Origin of the sequence: Neoluteolibacter marinus (genome assembly GCF_014904755.1) — a bacterium.
Classification (GTDB): Bacteria; Verrucomicrobiota; Verrucomicrobiia; order Verrucomicrobiales; family Akkermansiaceae; genus Haloferula; species Haloferula marina.
Genome location: NZ_JACZFQ010000003.1, coordinates 22,530 through 38,845, shown reverse-complemented (window position 1 = coordinate 38,845; position 16,316 = coordinate 22,530). Strand labels below are relative to the sequence as shown.

Annotated in this window: 10 protein-coding genes and 1 tRNA gene; 6 read left to right on the top strand and 5 right to left on the bottom strand. The window is 64.8% G+C overall.

The genetic code is table 11. The annotated features are described in order from the left end of the window. Positions 1–91: 91 nt before the first annotated feature. Both IG178_RS00465 and IG178_RS00460 read left to right on the top strand, forming a co-directional pair. Entirely contained in the window at positions 92–1,810 is a 1,719-nt protein-coding gene (locus tag IG178_RS00465; protein WP_193210516.1) for an ABC transporter ATP-binding protein, read from the top strand. A 26-nt stretch (positions 1,811–1,836) separates the two neighbouring features. Further along, complete coding sequence (locus IG178_RS00460) at positions 1,837–2,133, top strand: hypothetical protein (RefSeq protein WP_193210515.1); 297 nt, start codon at positions 1,837–1,839, stop codon at positions 2,131–2,133. Positions 2,134–2,429: 296 nt separating this feature from the next. On the opposite strand, the gene IG178_RS00455 is transcribed toward IG178_RS00460, so the two are convergent. From IG178_RS00455 to IG178_RS00440, 4 genes are all read right to left on the bottom strand, one after another. Beyond that, positions 2,430–3,263, bottom strand: a complete 834-nt coding sequence (locus tag IG178_RS00455; RefSeq protein WP_193210514.1) for a hypothetical protein — start codon at positions 3,261–3,263, stop codon at positions 2,430–2,432. A gap of 373 nt (positions 3,264–3,636) precedes the next feature. Further along, positions 3,637–7,077, bottom strand: coding sequence for an HYR domain-containing protein (locus IG178_RS00450; RefSeq protein WP_193210513.1), 3,441 nt, complete (start codon positions 7,075–7,077; stop codon positions 3,637–3,639). A gap of 450 nt (positions 7,078–7,527) precedes the next feature. Further along, entirely contained in the window at positions 7,528–8,826 is a 1,299-nt protein-coding gene (locus tag IG178_RS00445) for a glycosyltransferase family 4 protein (protein WP_193210512.1), read from the bottom strand. Between the two features lie 102 nt (positions 8,827–8,928). Then, entirely contained in the window at positions 8,929–11,085 is a 2,157-nt protein-coding gene (locus IG178_RS00440; RefSeq protein ID WP_193210511.1) for a GH92 family glycosyl hydrolase, read from the bottom strand. A 137-nt stretch (positions 11,086–11,222) separates the two neighbouring features. Between IG178_RS00440 and IG178_RS00435 the strand changes: the two genes are divergently transcribed. The 4 genes from IG178_RS00435 to IG178_RS00420 all read left to right on the top strand — a co-directional run bounded on the left by IG178_RS00435 (position 11,223) and on the right by IG178_RS00420 (position 15,356). Beyond that, positions 11,223–11,297 (top strand) — tRNA-Gly (locus IG178_RS00435). A gap of 159 nt (positions 11,298–11,456) precedes the next feature. Continuing rightward, positions 11,457–12,311, top strand: coding sequence for a 50S ribosomal protein L11 methyltransferase (locus tag IG178_RS00430; RefSeq protein WP_193210510.1), 855 nt, complete (start codon positions 11,457–11,459; stop codon positions 12,309–12,311). Positions 12,312–12,455: 144 nt separating this feature from the next. Beyond that, positions 12,456–13,622 carry a pyridoxal phosphate-dependent aminotransferase gene (locus IG178_RS00425; protein ID WP_193210509.1) on the top strand — a complete coding sequence of 389 codons (1,167 nt, stop codon included), beginning with the start codon at positions 12,456–12,458 and terminating at the stop codon, positions 13,620–13,622. 138 nt (positions 13,623–13,760) lie between these two features. Next, on the top strand, positions 13,761–15,356 hold the full coding sequence (locus tag IG178_RS00420) for a CotH kinase family protein (RefSeq protein ID WP_193210508.1): 1,596 nt from the start codon (positions 13,761–13,763) through the stop codon (positions 15,354–15,356). Positions 15,357–15,363: 7 nt separating this feature from the next. On the opposite strand, the gene IG178_RS00415 is transcribed toward IG178_RS00420, so the two are convergent. Next, positions 15,364–16,302 carry a LysR family transcriptional regulator gene (locus tag IG178_RS00415; RefSeq protein WP_226894597.1) on the bottom strand — a complete coding sequence of 313 codons (939 nt, stop codon included), beginning with the start codon at positions 16,300–16,302 and terminating at the stop codon, positions 15,364–15,366. Between the last annotated feature and the right edge of the window lie 14 nt (positions 16,303–16,316).

Here is a 16,316-nt window from a genome sequence, read left to right as displayed (position 1 = left end):
AGGGGATTCTTCCCTACCTAACACGAATTCACCGGTCGCGCGAAGTATCTTCCTTGTTTCCGCCACCCTGCGGGCGCTCCATGTTGCCCTCATGCCGGTACTCTCCCGCGTTTTCAAGCTGACCCTCGCCTACCCGTGGCGGGCGGCCGCCTCGCTGGCCATGGCGGTCGTCTGCACGCTGCTGGTGCTGGTGCTGCCGACGGTCACCAAGGTGCTGGTCGACGAGGTCATGGACAAGGGCCGGCGCGAACTCCTGTTCTCCACGGCGGCGCTGGGGATCGGCGCGATCGCCCTGCGCCAGTTGCTGTTCACGCTCCGCACCTACGGCAACAACGCCCTCGAGCAGCGGCTCATCCACGACCTGCGCTCCGCCCTCTACGACAAGCTCCAGCGACTGCCGATCAAGTGGTTCGACACGAACTCGTCGGGCGAAATCATGTCACGCGTCGCCAGCGACGTGCCGACCACCGACCGGGTGATTGTCGAGACCATCGACCAGGCGATCCCGGCCGTCCTGCAGTTCCTGATCATGGCCGGCTGGATGTTCTTCCACAGCTGGGAGCTCACCCTCGTCACGCTCGCCCCGCTGCCGGTCATCGGACTCATCACCTCGATCTATTCAAAGCGTTCCGAACCGCGCTGGCGGGAGTCCTCCGAGGCTTCGGCCGATCTCAATGCCCTCCTTCACGACAACCTCGCCGGCATTCGCCAGATCAAGGCCTACACGGTGGAACCCGAGGCCCTCGACCGCTTCGACGCCGCCAGCCGCCGCGCCGGGGAAAAGCACATGCGGGTGATGAAAGGCCAGGCGATCGTCTGGCCCGGCGTGTCGCTGCTGGCGGAGTCCGGGATCATCCTGATGCTCGGCTGCGGCGCCTGGTGGGTCCTGGAAGGCAAGATGGAAAAGGGCCTGCCGCTGGCGTTCCTCGTCGCGTGGGGCTTCCTCTTCGACCCGATCTCGCGGATCAACACGCTGGTCCAGATCTACATGGGCGGGAAAGTCGCCGCGAAGCGGGTCTTCGACATCCTCGACCTGCCCGACGAAAGCAACCTGACCGAAGGGTCGCGGCCCGCCGCCTTCACCGGCCGCGTGGTCTTCGACAAGGCCGGCTTTTCCTATGATCCGGAATCACCCGCAGTGAAGGACATCTCGCTGGTCGCCGAGCCGGGCATGACCGTCGCGCTCGTCGGTCCGACCGGCGCGGGCAAGTCCACCTTGCTCAATTTGCTGACCCGCTTCTACGAGACCAGCGAAGGCGAGATCCGCCTCGACGGACACCCGATCAAAAGCTTGTCCAAGGAGTGGCTGCGCGACCACACCGGCTACGTCACCCAGGAAAGTTTCCTCTTCAACAGCAGCCTGCGCGACAACCTGCTCCTCGCGAAGGCCGGCGCCAGCGACGCCGAAATCTGGGCCGCACTGGAGAGCGCCAACGCCACCACTTTTGTCCGCGAGCTTCCCGACCAACTGGACACCGTCGCCGGCGAACGCGGCGTGCGTTTTTCCGGTGGCGAGAAGCAGCGGCTTTCCATCGCCCGCGCGCTGCTCAAGAACCCTCCGCTACTTCTGTTAGACGAGGCGACGTCGGCGCTGGACAACGAAACGGAGCGGCTCGTCCAGCAAGCGCTGGAGACCCTGCGCGCGGACCGGACCTCGTTCGTGATCGCCCATCGCTTGTCGACCGTGCGCGATGCCGACCTGATCTGCGTGCTCGAGGACGGCCGGCTGGTCGAACAGGGCCGCCACGAGGAGCTGTTAGCAAGAGGCGGCTTGTATTCGCGGCTATGTGAAGCTTCCATTCGCGGATAGTCCCGTCCAAGCTCGCTGCCCGCCACATGGAAACCGTCCTGCAACTACCCGACTCCGAAGATCCCTGCACCGTCAAAGAGGTCGTTGACGCCCTCAAGAAAGAGAGGCTGTACCCCCGCCACGAATCGAAGAACTGGGGCGACTGGATCCACTTCGAGGGCCACCAGACTGTGATCAGCATCGAGTCGATGCGCGGCCTCACCAGCTCCGCCACCATCGAGCACGCCGAGGACGAAAGCGACGAGCTGACCCCCGCCATCCTCCGCGCCTTCGGCCGACTGAACTGGGTTGGCGTCGGTGAGGACGGCGAGTACCCGCTTTGATTCCCCAGTCTCGGATCATCTCTTTTACACAAGGAGATGGCCGGCCATGCCCCCGGTCTCCGTCACTTCGCTCGAGGGACCTGGGCCCCGGCGCAGCCCCAGCATCGGAACCCCGGGCAATTTACCGGTCAGAGCGCGGAACTTCCGGAGATCGGCACAGCCTGACACGATCACAGGCGACACGTCGCGTGCAGCATCGCCGACGACCGTCTCTTTTTCAGCTTCTTTTAATCGCGCTCGGCCGGGGACATGAGAAGTGACCCTGCCCGACGGTATCATTCGCCATTCCCGTTTCGTCATTGGCGGGCGCCCCGGCGGTCCTTGATTTCAGCCGTGAGTGCCGTCCGGAGCTTGGCATCGGGCAAGCCGGTTACCCACGCCAACGCCGCCTCGGGATCGGCCGAGCCCCAACTTGAGACGGCGTCGTGCAGCCCCCGCGTCCGCAACTGCGGGTCTTGCCAACCGTCGACCCACGACACCGCCGCCGCGGGATCAATCGCCACCCAAGAGGCTGCCACGGCCTCCATCGCGGAGCTCCGCTGGCCGGGTTCCGCAAGCGCCACCGCCCACGCCGCCGCTTCCCCGCTGTCGCGGCGGACCCACTGGTGGACGGCGTAAGACAAGGCGTCCGAACTGCTGGTTCCCGGTGGCAGGTCCAAAGCCCACGTCGCTGCGGCGGAAGGATCCCGCACCGAAATCACCTTCGCCATGACCGCCAGCACCTGATCCTGTTCCGTCTCGAGCTCCATCGTCGCCACCCACTCATAGGCGCTCTCGAGGTCGATTTGTGTCCACGTGAACGCCACCCCTTCCAAGGCTGCGGCGCGGACCTCGCCCGATGACAAGGACTCGGCCCATGCCAAGGCGCCGTTCAGATCATCGCCCGACCAGAGACGTGCCAGCTGCCGGTGCAAGAGCTCCGCCAGAGCGGGTTCGTTCACCGCGCCCACCCAATCCGCTGAATGCCGCGGATCGTCACCGTAGAGCTCATCGACCATCGCTGAACCGAAGCCCGCCCGGTCTCTCCAGGATCCAAGATCCGGCAACAACGCCAATGCAGCGGCTTTCTCGCGGGTGGCGAACCAACGCGCCGCGGCCCGCAGGAATGCCTGCCGATCCTCCGGAGACATCAATTCCGCGGCGAGATGTGCCTGCCGGAGAAACTCCGCGCACACATCCCCGCCCTGACGGCTCACCGCGTCCAAGTGATCTGCGATCCCGCGGGAATCATGAAATGATCGCGAACCGGCGATCACCCGGGCAACCCGTGGTCGGGCATCGTTCGCTTTTGGCGAATGCTTCACGACGGAGCTCGATGAGGTGCCACCCAGCTCCCCGTTCAAAGGTGTCGTCCCCGCGGTCAGCGACCCAGCCTTCCGGAACGAAATCGACCCCACAACGGCGCTACCCGTCAATACCACCGCGGCGGGGAAGATGATCTGCCATTTCGTTTTCACTCGGTCGCGTGGGATGGCAATGAATCCGGACCCGGGAATCCAAGGCTCATTCTCCGAAGTTCGTTCGCCTTCCTTCCAGGGGCGTCAGCTCGTGGATCGAGCCCGTCACGGTTTTGGCCGGACCAAGCTTGTCCTTGTCCTTGTCCTTGTCCTTGTCCTTGTCCTTGTCCTTGTCCTTGTCCTTGTCCTTCCCTTTAGCCTTGCTCCCTTTGAAGCGAAGTTGATGGGACACCATCGTCTTGTTGCCACATCCGTCCGTCGCACTGACTTGGATCAATACCCGTGAGTCGTCCTCGATGCCACGGAGGCGAACCATGTCGTCCTTGGTCACGCGGATATCGACGTTCTTGTCCTTGCCCACCCGCTTGGCCCTGATTCGCAGTGTCGCCTCGCTGCAGATGTCCTCGGCTTCAAACTTCAGCACGAGTTCGTCGATGCCGCGCTCGGGCTTGAACTTCTTGAAATCAGGGATCGACGTCAGCTGGTCCTCGTCCTTCTCGAAGAAGAAGATCACCGGCTTGGTGGTGTCCACGATCGAGAACGTGGCCGCGGTCGTGGCGCTGTTGCCCACCGCATCGGTCGCGGTGAATGTCACCCGTGCCGATCCGGTATCGCCACATCCCGGGGTCAATTCCTTGAAGTCGTGGCTCCAGTTGATTTCGCCCGGACAATTGTCGGTCGCCACCGCACCACCGTGATCCGCCAGCCACGCGGCGAGTTCCGCGCTGTTGCCCGCACCATCGCACTCGACGGCGAGATCAGACGCCGGCGGCACGAAGCGGGGTGCCTCGGAATCCACCACCGTGACCTCGAAGCTGGCCGACGACGTTTTGCCCGAGGCATCGCTGGCCGTACAAATGACCACCGTCGTGCCGATGTCGAAGAAACTGCCGGAGGGTGGCTCGCAGACCAATGGCAGAGGGTTCCCGCCGCCATCGCTGGCACTCGCCGTGAACGCCACCACCGCCCCACATTCACCCGGATCATTGCCGACAAGGATCCCGGACGGGCAGTCGATGATGATGGTCCCGTCCCCGGGCTCCCTGACCGTGACCAGGAAGGTCCCGCTGGCGATGTTCCCCGCGCTGTCGGTGGCCGTCGCGGCAACCGTCGTCGTACCGATCGGGAAGAAACTCCCCGACGGCGGCACGCAGTCAGCCGCCATCGGGCCATCGATGTTGTCGATGGCACTCGCGCTGAAGCTCACGATGGCACCGGGTTGACCTGGATCCGGACCCACCGTGATGTCGTCGGGAAGATCGAGAACCGGGGCCTCGCCGTCCCCGACAATGACCTTGAACGTGTGGGTCGCGAGATTACCCGCCGCATCGGAGGCGGTGCAGGTCACCGTCGTTTCACCCAGCGCGAAAAAGCTGCCGGAAACCGGGAGGCAATCCACCGGCACCGGCCCATCGCACAGGTCGTTTGCCGTGGCCACGAAGGTAACCACCGCGCCGTCCATGCCCGGGTCATTGTCGACGGCAATGACGGACGGACCGGTGATCAATGGCGCCGTGGTGTCCTGCACGATCACGGTGCGGATGACTTGCGAGGCGGGATTGCCGGCATCGTCGGCGACGTCATAGGTCACAGGGTAGGATCCGGGGACGGTCGGAACGACCGCGCTCGCATCGATCGAAATCGCCGCGGACACGGTTCCATTGTCCGACACCGTTGCCCCGAGTTCATCGTAGGTGCCGGGGCATTCGATGTATTGCGGGTTCGGCCCGATCAAGGTGATGACGGGCGCTTCCGAATCCGCCAGTTCGAGATGGAAGGCATAGGCGCTTCCCGCCTTGGTGCCCGGCCCGGGATTGTCGAAGTAGGCACCCACCACGAGGCTGCTGCCGGAGAGGCTCACCGCATTGCCGAAATTGTCACCCCAGGTGGCGTCCTCTGCTTCCAGCTTCAATTGCTGCGACCACAGCCCGGCGCTTCGGGTGAAGACGTACACCCCTCCGGCATCGATGCCCACCTCGGTGTCGGCCAACGGTGATCCCACCACCGCCGCATCGCCCGAGACGCTGACCGAAGATCCGAAGTTATCGTCGAGCGCGGCATCATCCGCTTCGAGTTTGCCTTGCGGCGACCAGGAAGTCCCCGTCCGCACGAACACATAGGCACTGCCGGCATTCACCGCCGCGGTGGTATCATCCAGCGAGGCCCCTACGATCGCGGTCGCGCCGGAAATACTCACCGCTGAACCAAAGCCGTCGTCCAGAGCGGCATCCGCGGCCTCAAGCTTCGACTGGAACGACCAGCCCCCTGCCGCGCGCGAGAACACGTAGGCGCTGCCCGCATTCACGGCCGCGGTGGTATCATCGAACAAGGCGCCCACCAGAGCCGAGTCGCCGTCGAGGCTGACCGCGTGACCGAACTGGTCGTCCGACGCACCGTCCGGTGCCTGCAGCTTGCCTTGAGGGAGCCAGCTGGTGCCGGATCGCACGAAGACATAGGCGCTGCCTGCCCGGCTTCCGGTGCCCGGATTGTCGAACAGTGCACCCACCAGGGCGGTGTCACCGTACAAGCACACCGCATTCCCGAAGCGGTCGTTGCCCGCGGCATCCGCAGCCTCCAGCTTCCCTTGCTGCGACCAGGCAGAGCCCACGCGGGTGAAGACATAGGCGCTCCCGGTATTCTGGCTCGCGTCCGAAAGGTCATCCAGCCAAGCGCCGATCAGCACGCTGTCGCCCGATATCCCGACCGCATATCCGAACTGATCGCCGGCGGCCGCGTCGGACGGCTCCAGTTTCGCCTGCGGGGACCACACCCCGCCCGTCCGTGTGAAAACATAAGCGCTGCCGGCATTGTTCCCTGCCAGGGTATCGTCGCCCGGCGCACCGACCACCGCCGTGTCCCCGGAAACGCTCACCCATTTCCCGAAGTTGTCGCTTCCCGCCCCATCGCCGGGCAAGAGCTTGCTTTCGAAAGACACCAGAAGCGGATCGACCGTGAGCGGATAGGTCGCATCCGAATCATTGACAGCGATGCAGGCCGCTTGCCCCGAATCGGCGGGCTCCATCGACGCGGGGAGGCTGCGACCGTCCGCGTCCCATACCTTGAGACCCTGGTAGCCGAGCACCGCGTTTCCAGCGGAATCGACGAAGCGCAGGTCGGCGGGCGATTCCGGATCAACCTCGGAGCGGAGATCTCCGCCAAGCCGAACTTTCAGCCGCAAACCGCCGTCATTCGTCGCAGGGGTCCTGACGATGAAGCCGTGCTCAATCCCGTCCGCCCGGTTCTCATACCACTCGGTGATGTCCCCGTGATCATACTCGACGCGGGACTCCCCGGCCTTGCGGATATGGGTGGCTTCCGCCGAGTCGAAACTCATCACGAGCTGCCAGTCACGCCCGGGGAGCCCGGACTCGACCCGAACCCGGTCGTCGAGGAACCGCGCTGTTAGATCCTGTCCCGGATTGGCGGCGAAATACCGGACACCGTGGTTTCCCGGAAGCCCACCATCGCCGGCGCGGGGAAGCTGCACTGCGTGGCGAAGACGGTTGGCAACCGTTCTCAGGTCCGGATCATCCGGGGAATCGTCACCTCGCGGAGATACGAGGGAAACCTTTGGCTCGAGAGCCGGTGACAAACCGGCGGACGGTTGCGGGCGCTGCACCGCGGTCCAGAGACCTCCGGCCATGAGGCCGAATGCCAGAACCGAAGCGCAAACCCTCAGGGGCGGGCTTTGCTTCATGGGGGTGGGGGGATAAACCGTCGGGCAGAAAACCTGAATCCCGACGGCTTGGCTAGATCAAAGTTCAATGCGCCGCCCTGGCACCACACTTATCGTTAGACCGGAAGCCAGACCTAACCGGGAGAGTCTAACTTTTGTTAGATTCTCCCTAACCTGTATAGCCAAACAAGACCGCGGCATCGCGGCATCTTATGCCCCCTTGCTCCGGACCGCGACCCCGTGCCACCGGCAGCCGGCCTGTCAGGCAGCTTCCAGCTTGAGCAACGCGCGGTCCAACAAGCCGCGCAGGATCGCCTCCCGGTCGAAGCGCAACGCGAACTGCCGCGCTTCCCGCGACAGCTGCCCGCGTTCTTCGTTGCTCATCGCGTCGACCTGATCGAGACAGGCCCGCAAGCCGTCGATGTCGCCCGCTTCGTGCTCGAGGCAATGACCGCCGCTCGCCTCCGGGATGCCGCCGGTGCGGGTGGTGATCACCGGGCCGAGCCCGCCCGCCAACATTTTCTCCGCGACCGCGATTCCGAAGGTCTCGACGAACTCCGTGCGGGGCTTGCTGGGCAGGCACCAGGCATGGCAACCGTGCATCAAGGCCCCCTTCTCGCCGTCGCTGACGTCGTCGAGGACCCGCACGTCGCCGAGCTCCGCGGTCAATTCGCGGATCTGCTCCTTCGCCGGTCCGTTGCCGCAGATGATGAGCTGCTTCTTGCCGCGCAGTTTGCAAGCGCGCCACGCCTCGACGAGATCGTCCACCCCTTTGGCCGGGGCGATCCGCGACAGGAACATCACGTAGCCGTCCTTTTCCAAACCACGCGCCGAGAGCACGGACCCGAGCTCTTCCGGCCGCTTTTCAATGTCGAGGTAGGCGGAGGTGTCGATCGCCGGGTAGCTGATGCCGACGCGGCTCTCCAACTGGCCGGTGAAAGTCGTACCGAGCTGTGCATCGACCTGACGTCCGGCCTCGACGATGAGATCCTTGGTGAAGCGGCTGACCGCCACCGGATGGTCATGCTCGAGGTAGTTCGAAAGCACCATCTGGGCGGCTCCGAGCCTGCCCTCGACCAAGGCATTGCCGACCACGTTCGTGATGTCCGATCCCACCGCTTCCCCGACCGTGAACACCGAAGCGTCGGCGCCCGAACCGCGGAAGCTGTTGACCGCGTTCATCACCATCATGCCGTGTGGCACGAGGTAGAGATCCATCAGCAAAGTACGGCCCGGCAGCTTGTGGAGGAGGTCGACCAGATGACCGCCGATGCCAAGCGTCAAACGCGAGTCGAGCACCTTGTAGTCGCCCATCGCTTCCGGGCGATCCACCGTGATCCCCGGCGAATACGGGGAAATGGTGTCCAGCGGCTTCAACGGCAGCCCGCTCTCCGCCAGGGTCTCGAGGGGATAGGAGACGATGTGGACGTTCTTGATGCCCGACTTGAGGGCGGCCTCGGCCAGGTTCCGGGCCTCGGTGGAGTGCCCGCAGATGATGGGATCCGCGCGAACGAGAAAAACGGCGTTCTGAATCGATGCAGGCTCGTGGGGGAAATTCATGCTTCAGGGGTTGTTGTAGCCTGAAGTGGTGGCAGTTCCCGTGCCATCCTTCCTCCGGTTAGTTCGGCTTCAATGATAGTCCGGACCGCCGACAGCCGCGGATCAGGCAGGGAAACTGGGTGGGCGAGATTTCATGGCGAAGCCCGACGGTTCGGGGCCCATTGTCAGTTGCAAGCGCCCGCCCTGCTGGAATTCCTCGATCTTCAGCCAGGCACGGTCGATGGGCTCACCATTCAGCCGGGCTTCCTGTACGAACACGTTCTCCCGCGAATTCCCCGCCGCCTCGATCGTGAAGTCACCACCGGGAAGATGGAAAACCACCTTTTCGAACAAGGGGCTGCCCAACAGCATCACCGGCTGCCCGCATACCGGAAACAGCCCGGTGGCATTCCAGACGAACCACGACGACAAACCGCCGGAGTCGTCGTTCCCCGGCAGGCCGCCCCGTCCGGTCGCGAACTGGTGCTCCATCACGCGCCGCACCACCCGCGCCGTGCGGTCGTGGCGGCCGGCGTAGAGATAGGCGAACGGCGACTCCATGTCCGGTTCGTTGTTGAGACCCTCGAAGCGGAAAATCCGCTCGCCGTGCCCCGGCTCGGAGAAGCCGAAGAATTTGTCGAGCAAGCCCGTGAACTTCGCCTCCCCGCCCGCCATCTCGATCCGTTCCTTCATGTCGTGCAGCAGGCGGAACGAGTAATTCCAATTCTCCCCTTCATAGTAGGTGGAGTCTTCCCGCAGCAGTCCGGTCTTCTCGTCGATCGCGTTGCGCCAGTGCACCGACAAGGCGGTGGCGCGGTCATGGATCACCTGGTGGCCCACCTTGCGCGCCATCCGCGCCATGCAGAAGTGCGCGTAGGCGATATCGAAGGTGTGTGAAAGCGGATCCGCGCGGAAGCGGCGGCCGTAGTCGGCGAAGCGGCTCTTGCGGCCCTTGCCGCTCTGGCTCGTTTTCCACAGCAGTGACAGCACGCGGTCCCAATCGGCCACGATTCCGCGGATCCGCGCGTCCTCCAGGATCGCGTGGCACAAGCCGGTGGCCTGTTTGGTGAAGCGGTCGGGGACGTTGTCCATCAGGTAGCTCACCGGGAAACCGCCTTCCCGTTCCGCAACCTCGCAGAGGAACTCGACGAATGCCGCCCCGCGCTCCGGCCACAGCGTCATCACCAGCGGCAGCTGGGTCTTGTAGAGGTCCCACAGTGTGGAAAGATCGAGGAAGAAGGGCCCCGCCTTCCGGGTGAAGGGATTCTCGTCGCGGAAATCGGCGGGCTTGAGGAAGGAATGATAGAAGGCCGTGGCGAAAATCTCCCGCTGTTCTGCCGTGCCACCTTCCACCTTCACCTTGGACAGTATCTCTTCCCACTCGACCGATGCCTGGCGCGAGGCCGCGTCGAATCCGCCCCCGGTGACTCCTCCCTGAGCCGCGCGTTCGTCATCGATCAGGGAAAAGCCGAAGGACAACTCCATCACCGCCCCGTCCCCACCTTCAAAGCCGAAGCCGAAGGTTGGCCGGAACTTCTGCTTCTCCAGCGTCAGCTCGTAGGTCGTGCTTCCCGGGATCAGCTCTTCCTCTTCCCACAGGAAGGCGGTCGCCCCCGGACAACGGCAGTGGAAGTGAACCGGGATCCCTTCCATCACCACCTGACCGGCCACCGAACCATCCTCGAGAACTTCGATCACGGCTCCCTGCGGATAGGTTCCCATGTCGTCGACCAAAAGCCCGCCCGCGGACACTTCCACGGCCACCCGCGGAGTTATCCCCGCCGGGAATTCATAGCGGTGCCTCGCCCCGCGGGCGGTAACCGTCACCCCGAACGAAACCCCGCTTCCCGCAAAGCTGCCGCCGTAATAGCCCGGCCAGGCTCGCTCGTCCTCGAGCCGGCGGCGGATCGTGCGATCCTCCAGCCCACCGTCGCCCAGTGGCGTCGTCAGCAGGTAATTGTAGTACATCCGGATCCGGCCGGTGCCGGACTGTTGGAAGTGCGCGATCCCCAGGGCCTCGTGCTCGTCGAACATCACCGGCGGTGATCCGCCGTCGAGCGACAACCCGTAGCGCCCGTAGCCGGTCACATAGGCGCCTGAATAGGCGCAGGCCGAGACCATGCCGAAGGGCAGGCACGCCCCGGGATGGGTGTTTCCCACCGGCGGCTTCGGCCGCCACCAGGTTGCGGCGATCCCTTCCGGCCGCGGAAGCTGCGCCTCCTCAACCCCCAGGAACGGATCGACCCGCGCGATCAAAGGCAGGTCATCGGGTTTTTCCATCGCTTGGCTTTCAGCAGGTCGCGGACCAAACGAAGCGCCGCCGGAAGAGGCGATGTCACAGCCCGCTTCATTTTGTAGTAAAAATTCTCTTGCCCGTCCCGGATGCCCGTGTAGAAACCGCGCACGCGTTTCGCGACGCGGGCGTAGCTCAGTGGTAGAGCGCCACCTTGCCAAGGTGGATGTCGTGAGTTCGAATCTCATCGCCCGCTCCATTCTTTTCCTGAATCAGCCCGCTCTTGCGGGCTTTTTCGTGCCCGCATCCACCGCCCGGGCCCGCCCCTGTGAGACGTTCCGTCCCGGGTCCTCTCCGATCCTCGTGGATTGACCTTCTTGAAACTTGGCAGGTCCCGCTTGGCACTTAAAACCACCCCATGTTCGTCTGGTCGAAACTCTCCGCCGCCAAGTGGCTCGATGCCTGGGAAGACCGCTTCCGCGGCAACCCGAACTTCGTGATGCACGTGCTGAAGGGCGGGAAGTCGGTCCGCGTCGAGGTGTTTTGCGACACCCGGAAGGCGGCTGACGCGATCGCCGAGCAGTTCGGGGGCTCCGTCCGCAAGCTGTCGGCCGACTGGAAGAACGCCACGCCCACGGTGTCCCCGCCGCTGAAAGTGCGCGACAAGTTCATCGTCACCCAGCATGCCGCCCCGAAGGACCTCGCCAAGCTCGCGAAGGAGTTCCCGGGCCGGGAGATCCTCAGCATTCCGCCGGAGATGGCCTTTGGCACCGGCGATCATGCCACCACCTCGACCTGCCTGCGCTTCCTGGCCGACATCGCCCGCGACCGGCCGGCCGGCTGGAGCTGCGCCGACCTCGGCTGTGGCACCGGCGTGCTGGCGATCGCCGCCCGCAAGCTCGGCTCCGGCGACACCTTCGCCTGTGACTTCGATCCCTTCGCGGTGTCGGTCGCCGAGCGGAACTTCACCCGCAACCACGTGGAAGGCATTGTCACCCAGGAACTTGACGTTCTGAAATGGAAACCGCGGAAGAAATACGACGTGGTCGTCGCGAACATCTTCTCGACCGTCCTCATCCAGGCCTTCCCGGTGATCTCGAAAATCGTCAAACCCGGCGGCGACCTCGTGTTGTCCGGAATCCTCGCCAGCCAGGCCTGGGACGTTTTCACCGCGGCCGCCAGCCACGGCTTCGGCTTCCCCGAAGTGGTCAAGAAAGGCAAATGGGTCACCGCCCGCGGGGGCTGGATGAACGACCTCACCGCGAAGTCCTAGAATCCGCCGCGCGGGCCCTCCGGGGGCAGCATTTCTCTTGCGCCGGGACCGGTCGGCGGTCAGAAAAGCCGCCCGCCCCGCCGGGGGCAGCGCGACAGAAGGTTGCCTCGCCCCCCGGGCGTCATTTCCTATCCGCGCGCTTCCATGGACAGCATCTCATCCCGAATCCAAGAGGTTACTCCTTCGCTCACCCTGGCGGTAACCAACCAAGCCAAGGCCATGCTCGCGCGTGGCGAAGAGGTCTACGGCCTCGCTGGCGGCGAACCCGAGGTCGACACCCCGGATCACATCAAGGCCGCCGCCATGCTTGCCATTCAGGAAGGCAAGACCAAGTACACCGCCGCCGGTGGCATCCCGGAGCTCCGCAGCGCCCTTTCCGAAAAGTTCGCCGCCGACAACAACCTCGAGTACGCCGCCAACCAGATCTGCGTCACCGCCGGCGCCAAGATGGCCTGCTTCAACGCCATCCTCGCCGTGGTCGAGGAAGGTGACGAGGTCATCATCCCGACCCCCTACTGGGTCAGCTACCCGGAAATGGTCCGCATCGCCGGCGGCAAGCCGGTCCTGGTTGAAACCAAGGAATCCAACGGCTGGAAGATGACCGCCGAGCAATTCGAGGACGCCATGACCCCGGCGACCAAGATGGTCATCCTCAACTCCCCCGGCAACCCGACCGGTGCGATCTACACCGAGCAGGAACTGCGCGACATCGGCGAGGTCGCCCTCTCCGAGGACATCGTCATCCTTTCCGACGAGATCTACGAGAAGCTCGTCTACGGCGAGAACAAGCATGTCTCGATCGCATCCCTCAGCAAGGACCTCTACGACCTGACCATCACCGTCAACGGCTTCTCCAAGGCCTACTCGATGACCGGCTGGCGCCTCGGCTACACCGCCGCGCCCAAGCCGCTGGCCGAAGCGATCGAAAAGATCCAGAACCACAGCGTCTCCAACGCCACCAGCTTCTGCCAGTACGGTGCGGTCGCCGCGCTCAAGGGCAACCAAGGCTTCATCTCCGACCTCCGCGACGAGTACGACGTGAAGCGCCAGTTCGTCCTCAGCCGCCTCAAGGCGATCAACAACATCCGCGTGGTCGAGCCCAAGGGCGCCTTCTACTTCTTCGTCTACACCGGCCAGCTCGGCCTCAAGTCGATGAACCTCACCGACAAGCTGCTCAGCCGCTACAAGGTCGCCGCCGTGCCCGGCATCGCCTTCGGCTACGACGAGGGCATCCGCCTCAGCTACTGCACCACGCTGGACGTGCTCAACGAGGGCCTGACCCGCTTCGAGCAGTTCTGCCGCGAGCACTGAGCGACCGCCAGCGACCGCTTTCCAAGAGCCCGGGACCGCAAGGTTCCGGGCTTTTTTGTGCCCGGCGGCCAGTGAGCTTACCGAATCTTAACACTTCACGGCGAAACCCGCCCCACGGTGTGGTGTTCGACGAACAACATGAAAGCCATCGTCGCCCTGCTCGGGCTCCTTTCGACCACGTCCCTTGTCGCCCTCGCCCAGGCTCCCCAGGATCCACCTTTTCCGCCACCGGGCGGTCAAGGTGGCCCGGGCGGCCCACCGATGATGAACCAGGCCGAGCGCGAAGTCCTGGCCGACCATGATCAGGACAAGAACGGCTACCTCGACCAGTCAGAACGCGCCGCGGCGCGCAAGTTCCTGGAGGCAAATCCCGCCCCGGCTCGCGGCGGTCCGGGCGGTCGAGGCGGTCCCGCAGGACGGCGCGGTCCGGGGGGATTCGGCCCGCGGGGAAACCAGGAGCCCGCGAGACCCGGCGCCAGGATTTCCAAGGACGACGCGAAGCCGGCGGGTTCCGCCGATCTCTACGACCCCGGCACCTTGCGCACCTTGTTCCTCGACTTCGAGAACGCCGACTGGGAAGCGGAGCTCGAGGCCTTTCACGGCACCGACGTCGAGGTTCCCGCGACCTTGACCGTCGACGGCAAGAGCTACCCCGGCGTCGGGGTCCACTTCCGCGGTGCCTCCAGCTACTTCATGGTCCCGGCAGGCAGGAAGCGCTCGCTCAACCTGTCCCTCGATCTGGTTGACCGGAAGCAGCGCATCGACGGCTACAAGACGCTGAACCTCCTCAACAGCAACGGCGACGGGACCTTCCTGAGCGGCGCGCTCTATTCGGCGATCGCCCGCCAATACATCCCGACCCCGAAGGTGAGCCTCGTCCGCGTGGTCATCAACGGCGAGAACTGGGGCGTCTACGTCAACCAGCAGCAGTTCAACAAGGACTTCATCCAAGAGAACTTCCGCACTTCCAAAGGGGCGCGCTGGAAGGTTCCCGGTTCCCCGAACGGCCGGGGCGGGCTCGACTACCTCGGCGACGACATCGCGGCCTACAAGACCCGCTACTCGATGAAGTCCGGCGACGACGACGATTGGAAAGCCCTGATCCAACTCTGCAAGACGCTCGACGAGACGCCCGCCGACGAGCTTGAGGCGGCGCTTGAGCCGCTGCTCGACATCGACGCCACGCTGTGGTTCCTGGCGCTCGACTGCGCCCTGATCAACAGCGACGGCTACTGGACCCGGGCCAGCGACTACACGCTCTATCGTGACCGCGACGGCCGCTTCCATCCGGTTCCCCACGACATGAATGAAGCCTTCCGCGCCGCCGGCGGCGGCCCGGGATTCAGGGGCCGGGGCGGCCCGCAAGGCGGGGGCAACGGGGTCAAGCTCGATCCCCTCACCGCCATGGACGACCCGGGCAAACCGCTGCGCTCGAAGTTGCTCGCCGTGCCCGCCCTTCGGGCGCGCTACCTCGAGAAGGTCCACACGATCGCGGAACAGGATCTGGATTGGCAGAACCTCGGCCAGCGGGTCGCCGGCTTCCGCCAGCTGATCGCCGGCGAGGTTGCCGCGGACACCCGCAAGAACTCGACCACCGAAGCGTTCGAAAACCTCACCTCGGACACCCCAACCGGCACGGAAGGCGGCGGGCACGGCGCAATGCCCTTGCGGAGCTTCGCCGACCAACGGCGTGAGTACCTGCTGGCGACGCCTCAAGCCGCCTCGCCCGAGTAACCCGCGGTCAACCGAGGAGCCGGATGCCCTCGAACTGCCGCGCCGCCGCCAGCCGCACGATCCCGATGAATTCCTTCATGAAGGCCTGGCCCGACGCCTCGCGGGTGGTCGCCGCATGCAGGGAAGCACGCAAGCCCTTCGCGCCGATCGGCATCTCCGCCACGTAGTCGTTCTGCAGGTACGGCTGCACCGCCCAGCGCGGCAGGGCGGCGATGCCGCGCCGGCTCTTGACCAATTGCAGGATCGCCACGGTCAGCTCGGTGGTCCTGCGCTCCCGGGGTTCAACCCCCGCCGGCTCCAAGACCTGGCGGAACAGGTCCATCCGCGGGTCCGGGATCGGATAGGTGATCAGCGTCTCGGTCGCGAAGTCGCGCGCCGTCAGGTACGATTTTTCCAGTAGCGGGTGGCCGTGGGCCAGCAGCGCGGGCATGTCGTATTCGAACAGCGGGTGATGATCGATCCCCTTCCGCCGCCTGGCCGTGGAGACGATGACAAGATCCGCCCGGTTCTCGTCGAGCAGGCCCACCGGGTCCGGATGAAATCCGGAAACAATGTCCATTTCCACATCCGGCCAACCCTCGCGCAGGAGATCCATGGCGGGCATCAGCCAGTCGAAGCACGAGTGGCACTCGACCGCGATCCGGAGCGATCCGGCGGTTCCCTCGCCGATCCGGACCACGTCGCGCTCGGCGTCGCGGGTCAGCCGCTTGACGTCATAGGCCAGCACCAGCAGCCGTTCGCCCGCCCGTGTCCAGCGCAGCGGGCTGGTCTTGCGCTCGAACAGTTCGCAGCCGTAGTGATCTTCCAAGGCCCGCATCTGGTGGGACAGGGCGCTCTGGCTGAGCGACACCTTTTCGCCGGCACGGGTGAGGTTACCGGTTTCGGCGAGGGCGATCAGGGAATCGAGGTGGCGGATCTCAAGCACGGCGGCAGCGTGGACCATCATGCACGGAATGGCCA

What these genes read in the sequence shown, in the direction of transcription:
- IG178_RS00465 (WP_193210516.1), top strand. Translation starts at nt 92, where the DNA reads ATGCCGGTACTCTCCCGCGTTTTCAAGCTGACCCTCGCCTACCCGTGG.
- IG178_RS00460 (WP_193210515.1), top strand. Translation starts at nt 1,837, where the DNA reads ATGGAAACCGTCCTGCAACTACCCGACTCCGAAGATCCCTGCACCGTC.
- IG178_RS00455 (WP_193210514.1), bottom strand. Translation starts at nt 3,263, where the DNA reads ATGTCTCCGGAGGATCGGCAGGCATTCCTGCGGGCCGCGGCGCGTTGG.
- IG178_RS00445 (WP_193210512.1), bottom strand. Translation starts at nt 8,826, where the DNA reads ATGAATTTCCCCCACGAGCCTGCATCGATTCAGAACGCCGTTTTTCTC.
- IG178_RS00440 (WP_193210511.1), bottom strand. Translation starts at nt 11,085, where the DNA reads ATGGAAAAACCCGATGACCTGCCTTTGATCGCGCGGGTCGATCCGTTC.
- IG178_RS00430 (WP_193210510.1), top strand. Translation starts at nt 11,457, where the DNA reads ATGTTCGTCTGGTCGAAACTCTCCGCCGCCAAGTGGCTCGATGCCTGG.
- IG178_RS00425 (WP_193210509.1), top strand. Translation starts at nt 12,456, where the DNA reads ATGGACAGCATCTCATCCCGAATCCAAGAGGTTACTCCTTCGCTCACC.
- IG178_RS00420 (WP_193210508.1), top strand. Translation starts at nt 13,761, where the DNA reads ATGAAAGCCATCGTCGCCCTGCTCGGGCTCCTTTCGACCACGTCCCTT.
- IG178_RS00415 (WP_226894597.1), bottom strand. Translation starts at nt 16,302, where the DNA reads ATGATGGTCCACGCTGCCGCCGTGCTTGAGATCCGCCACCTCGATTCC.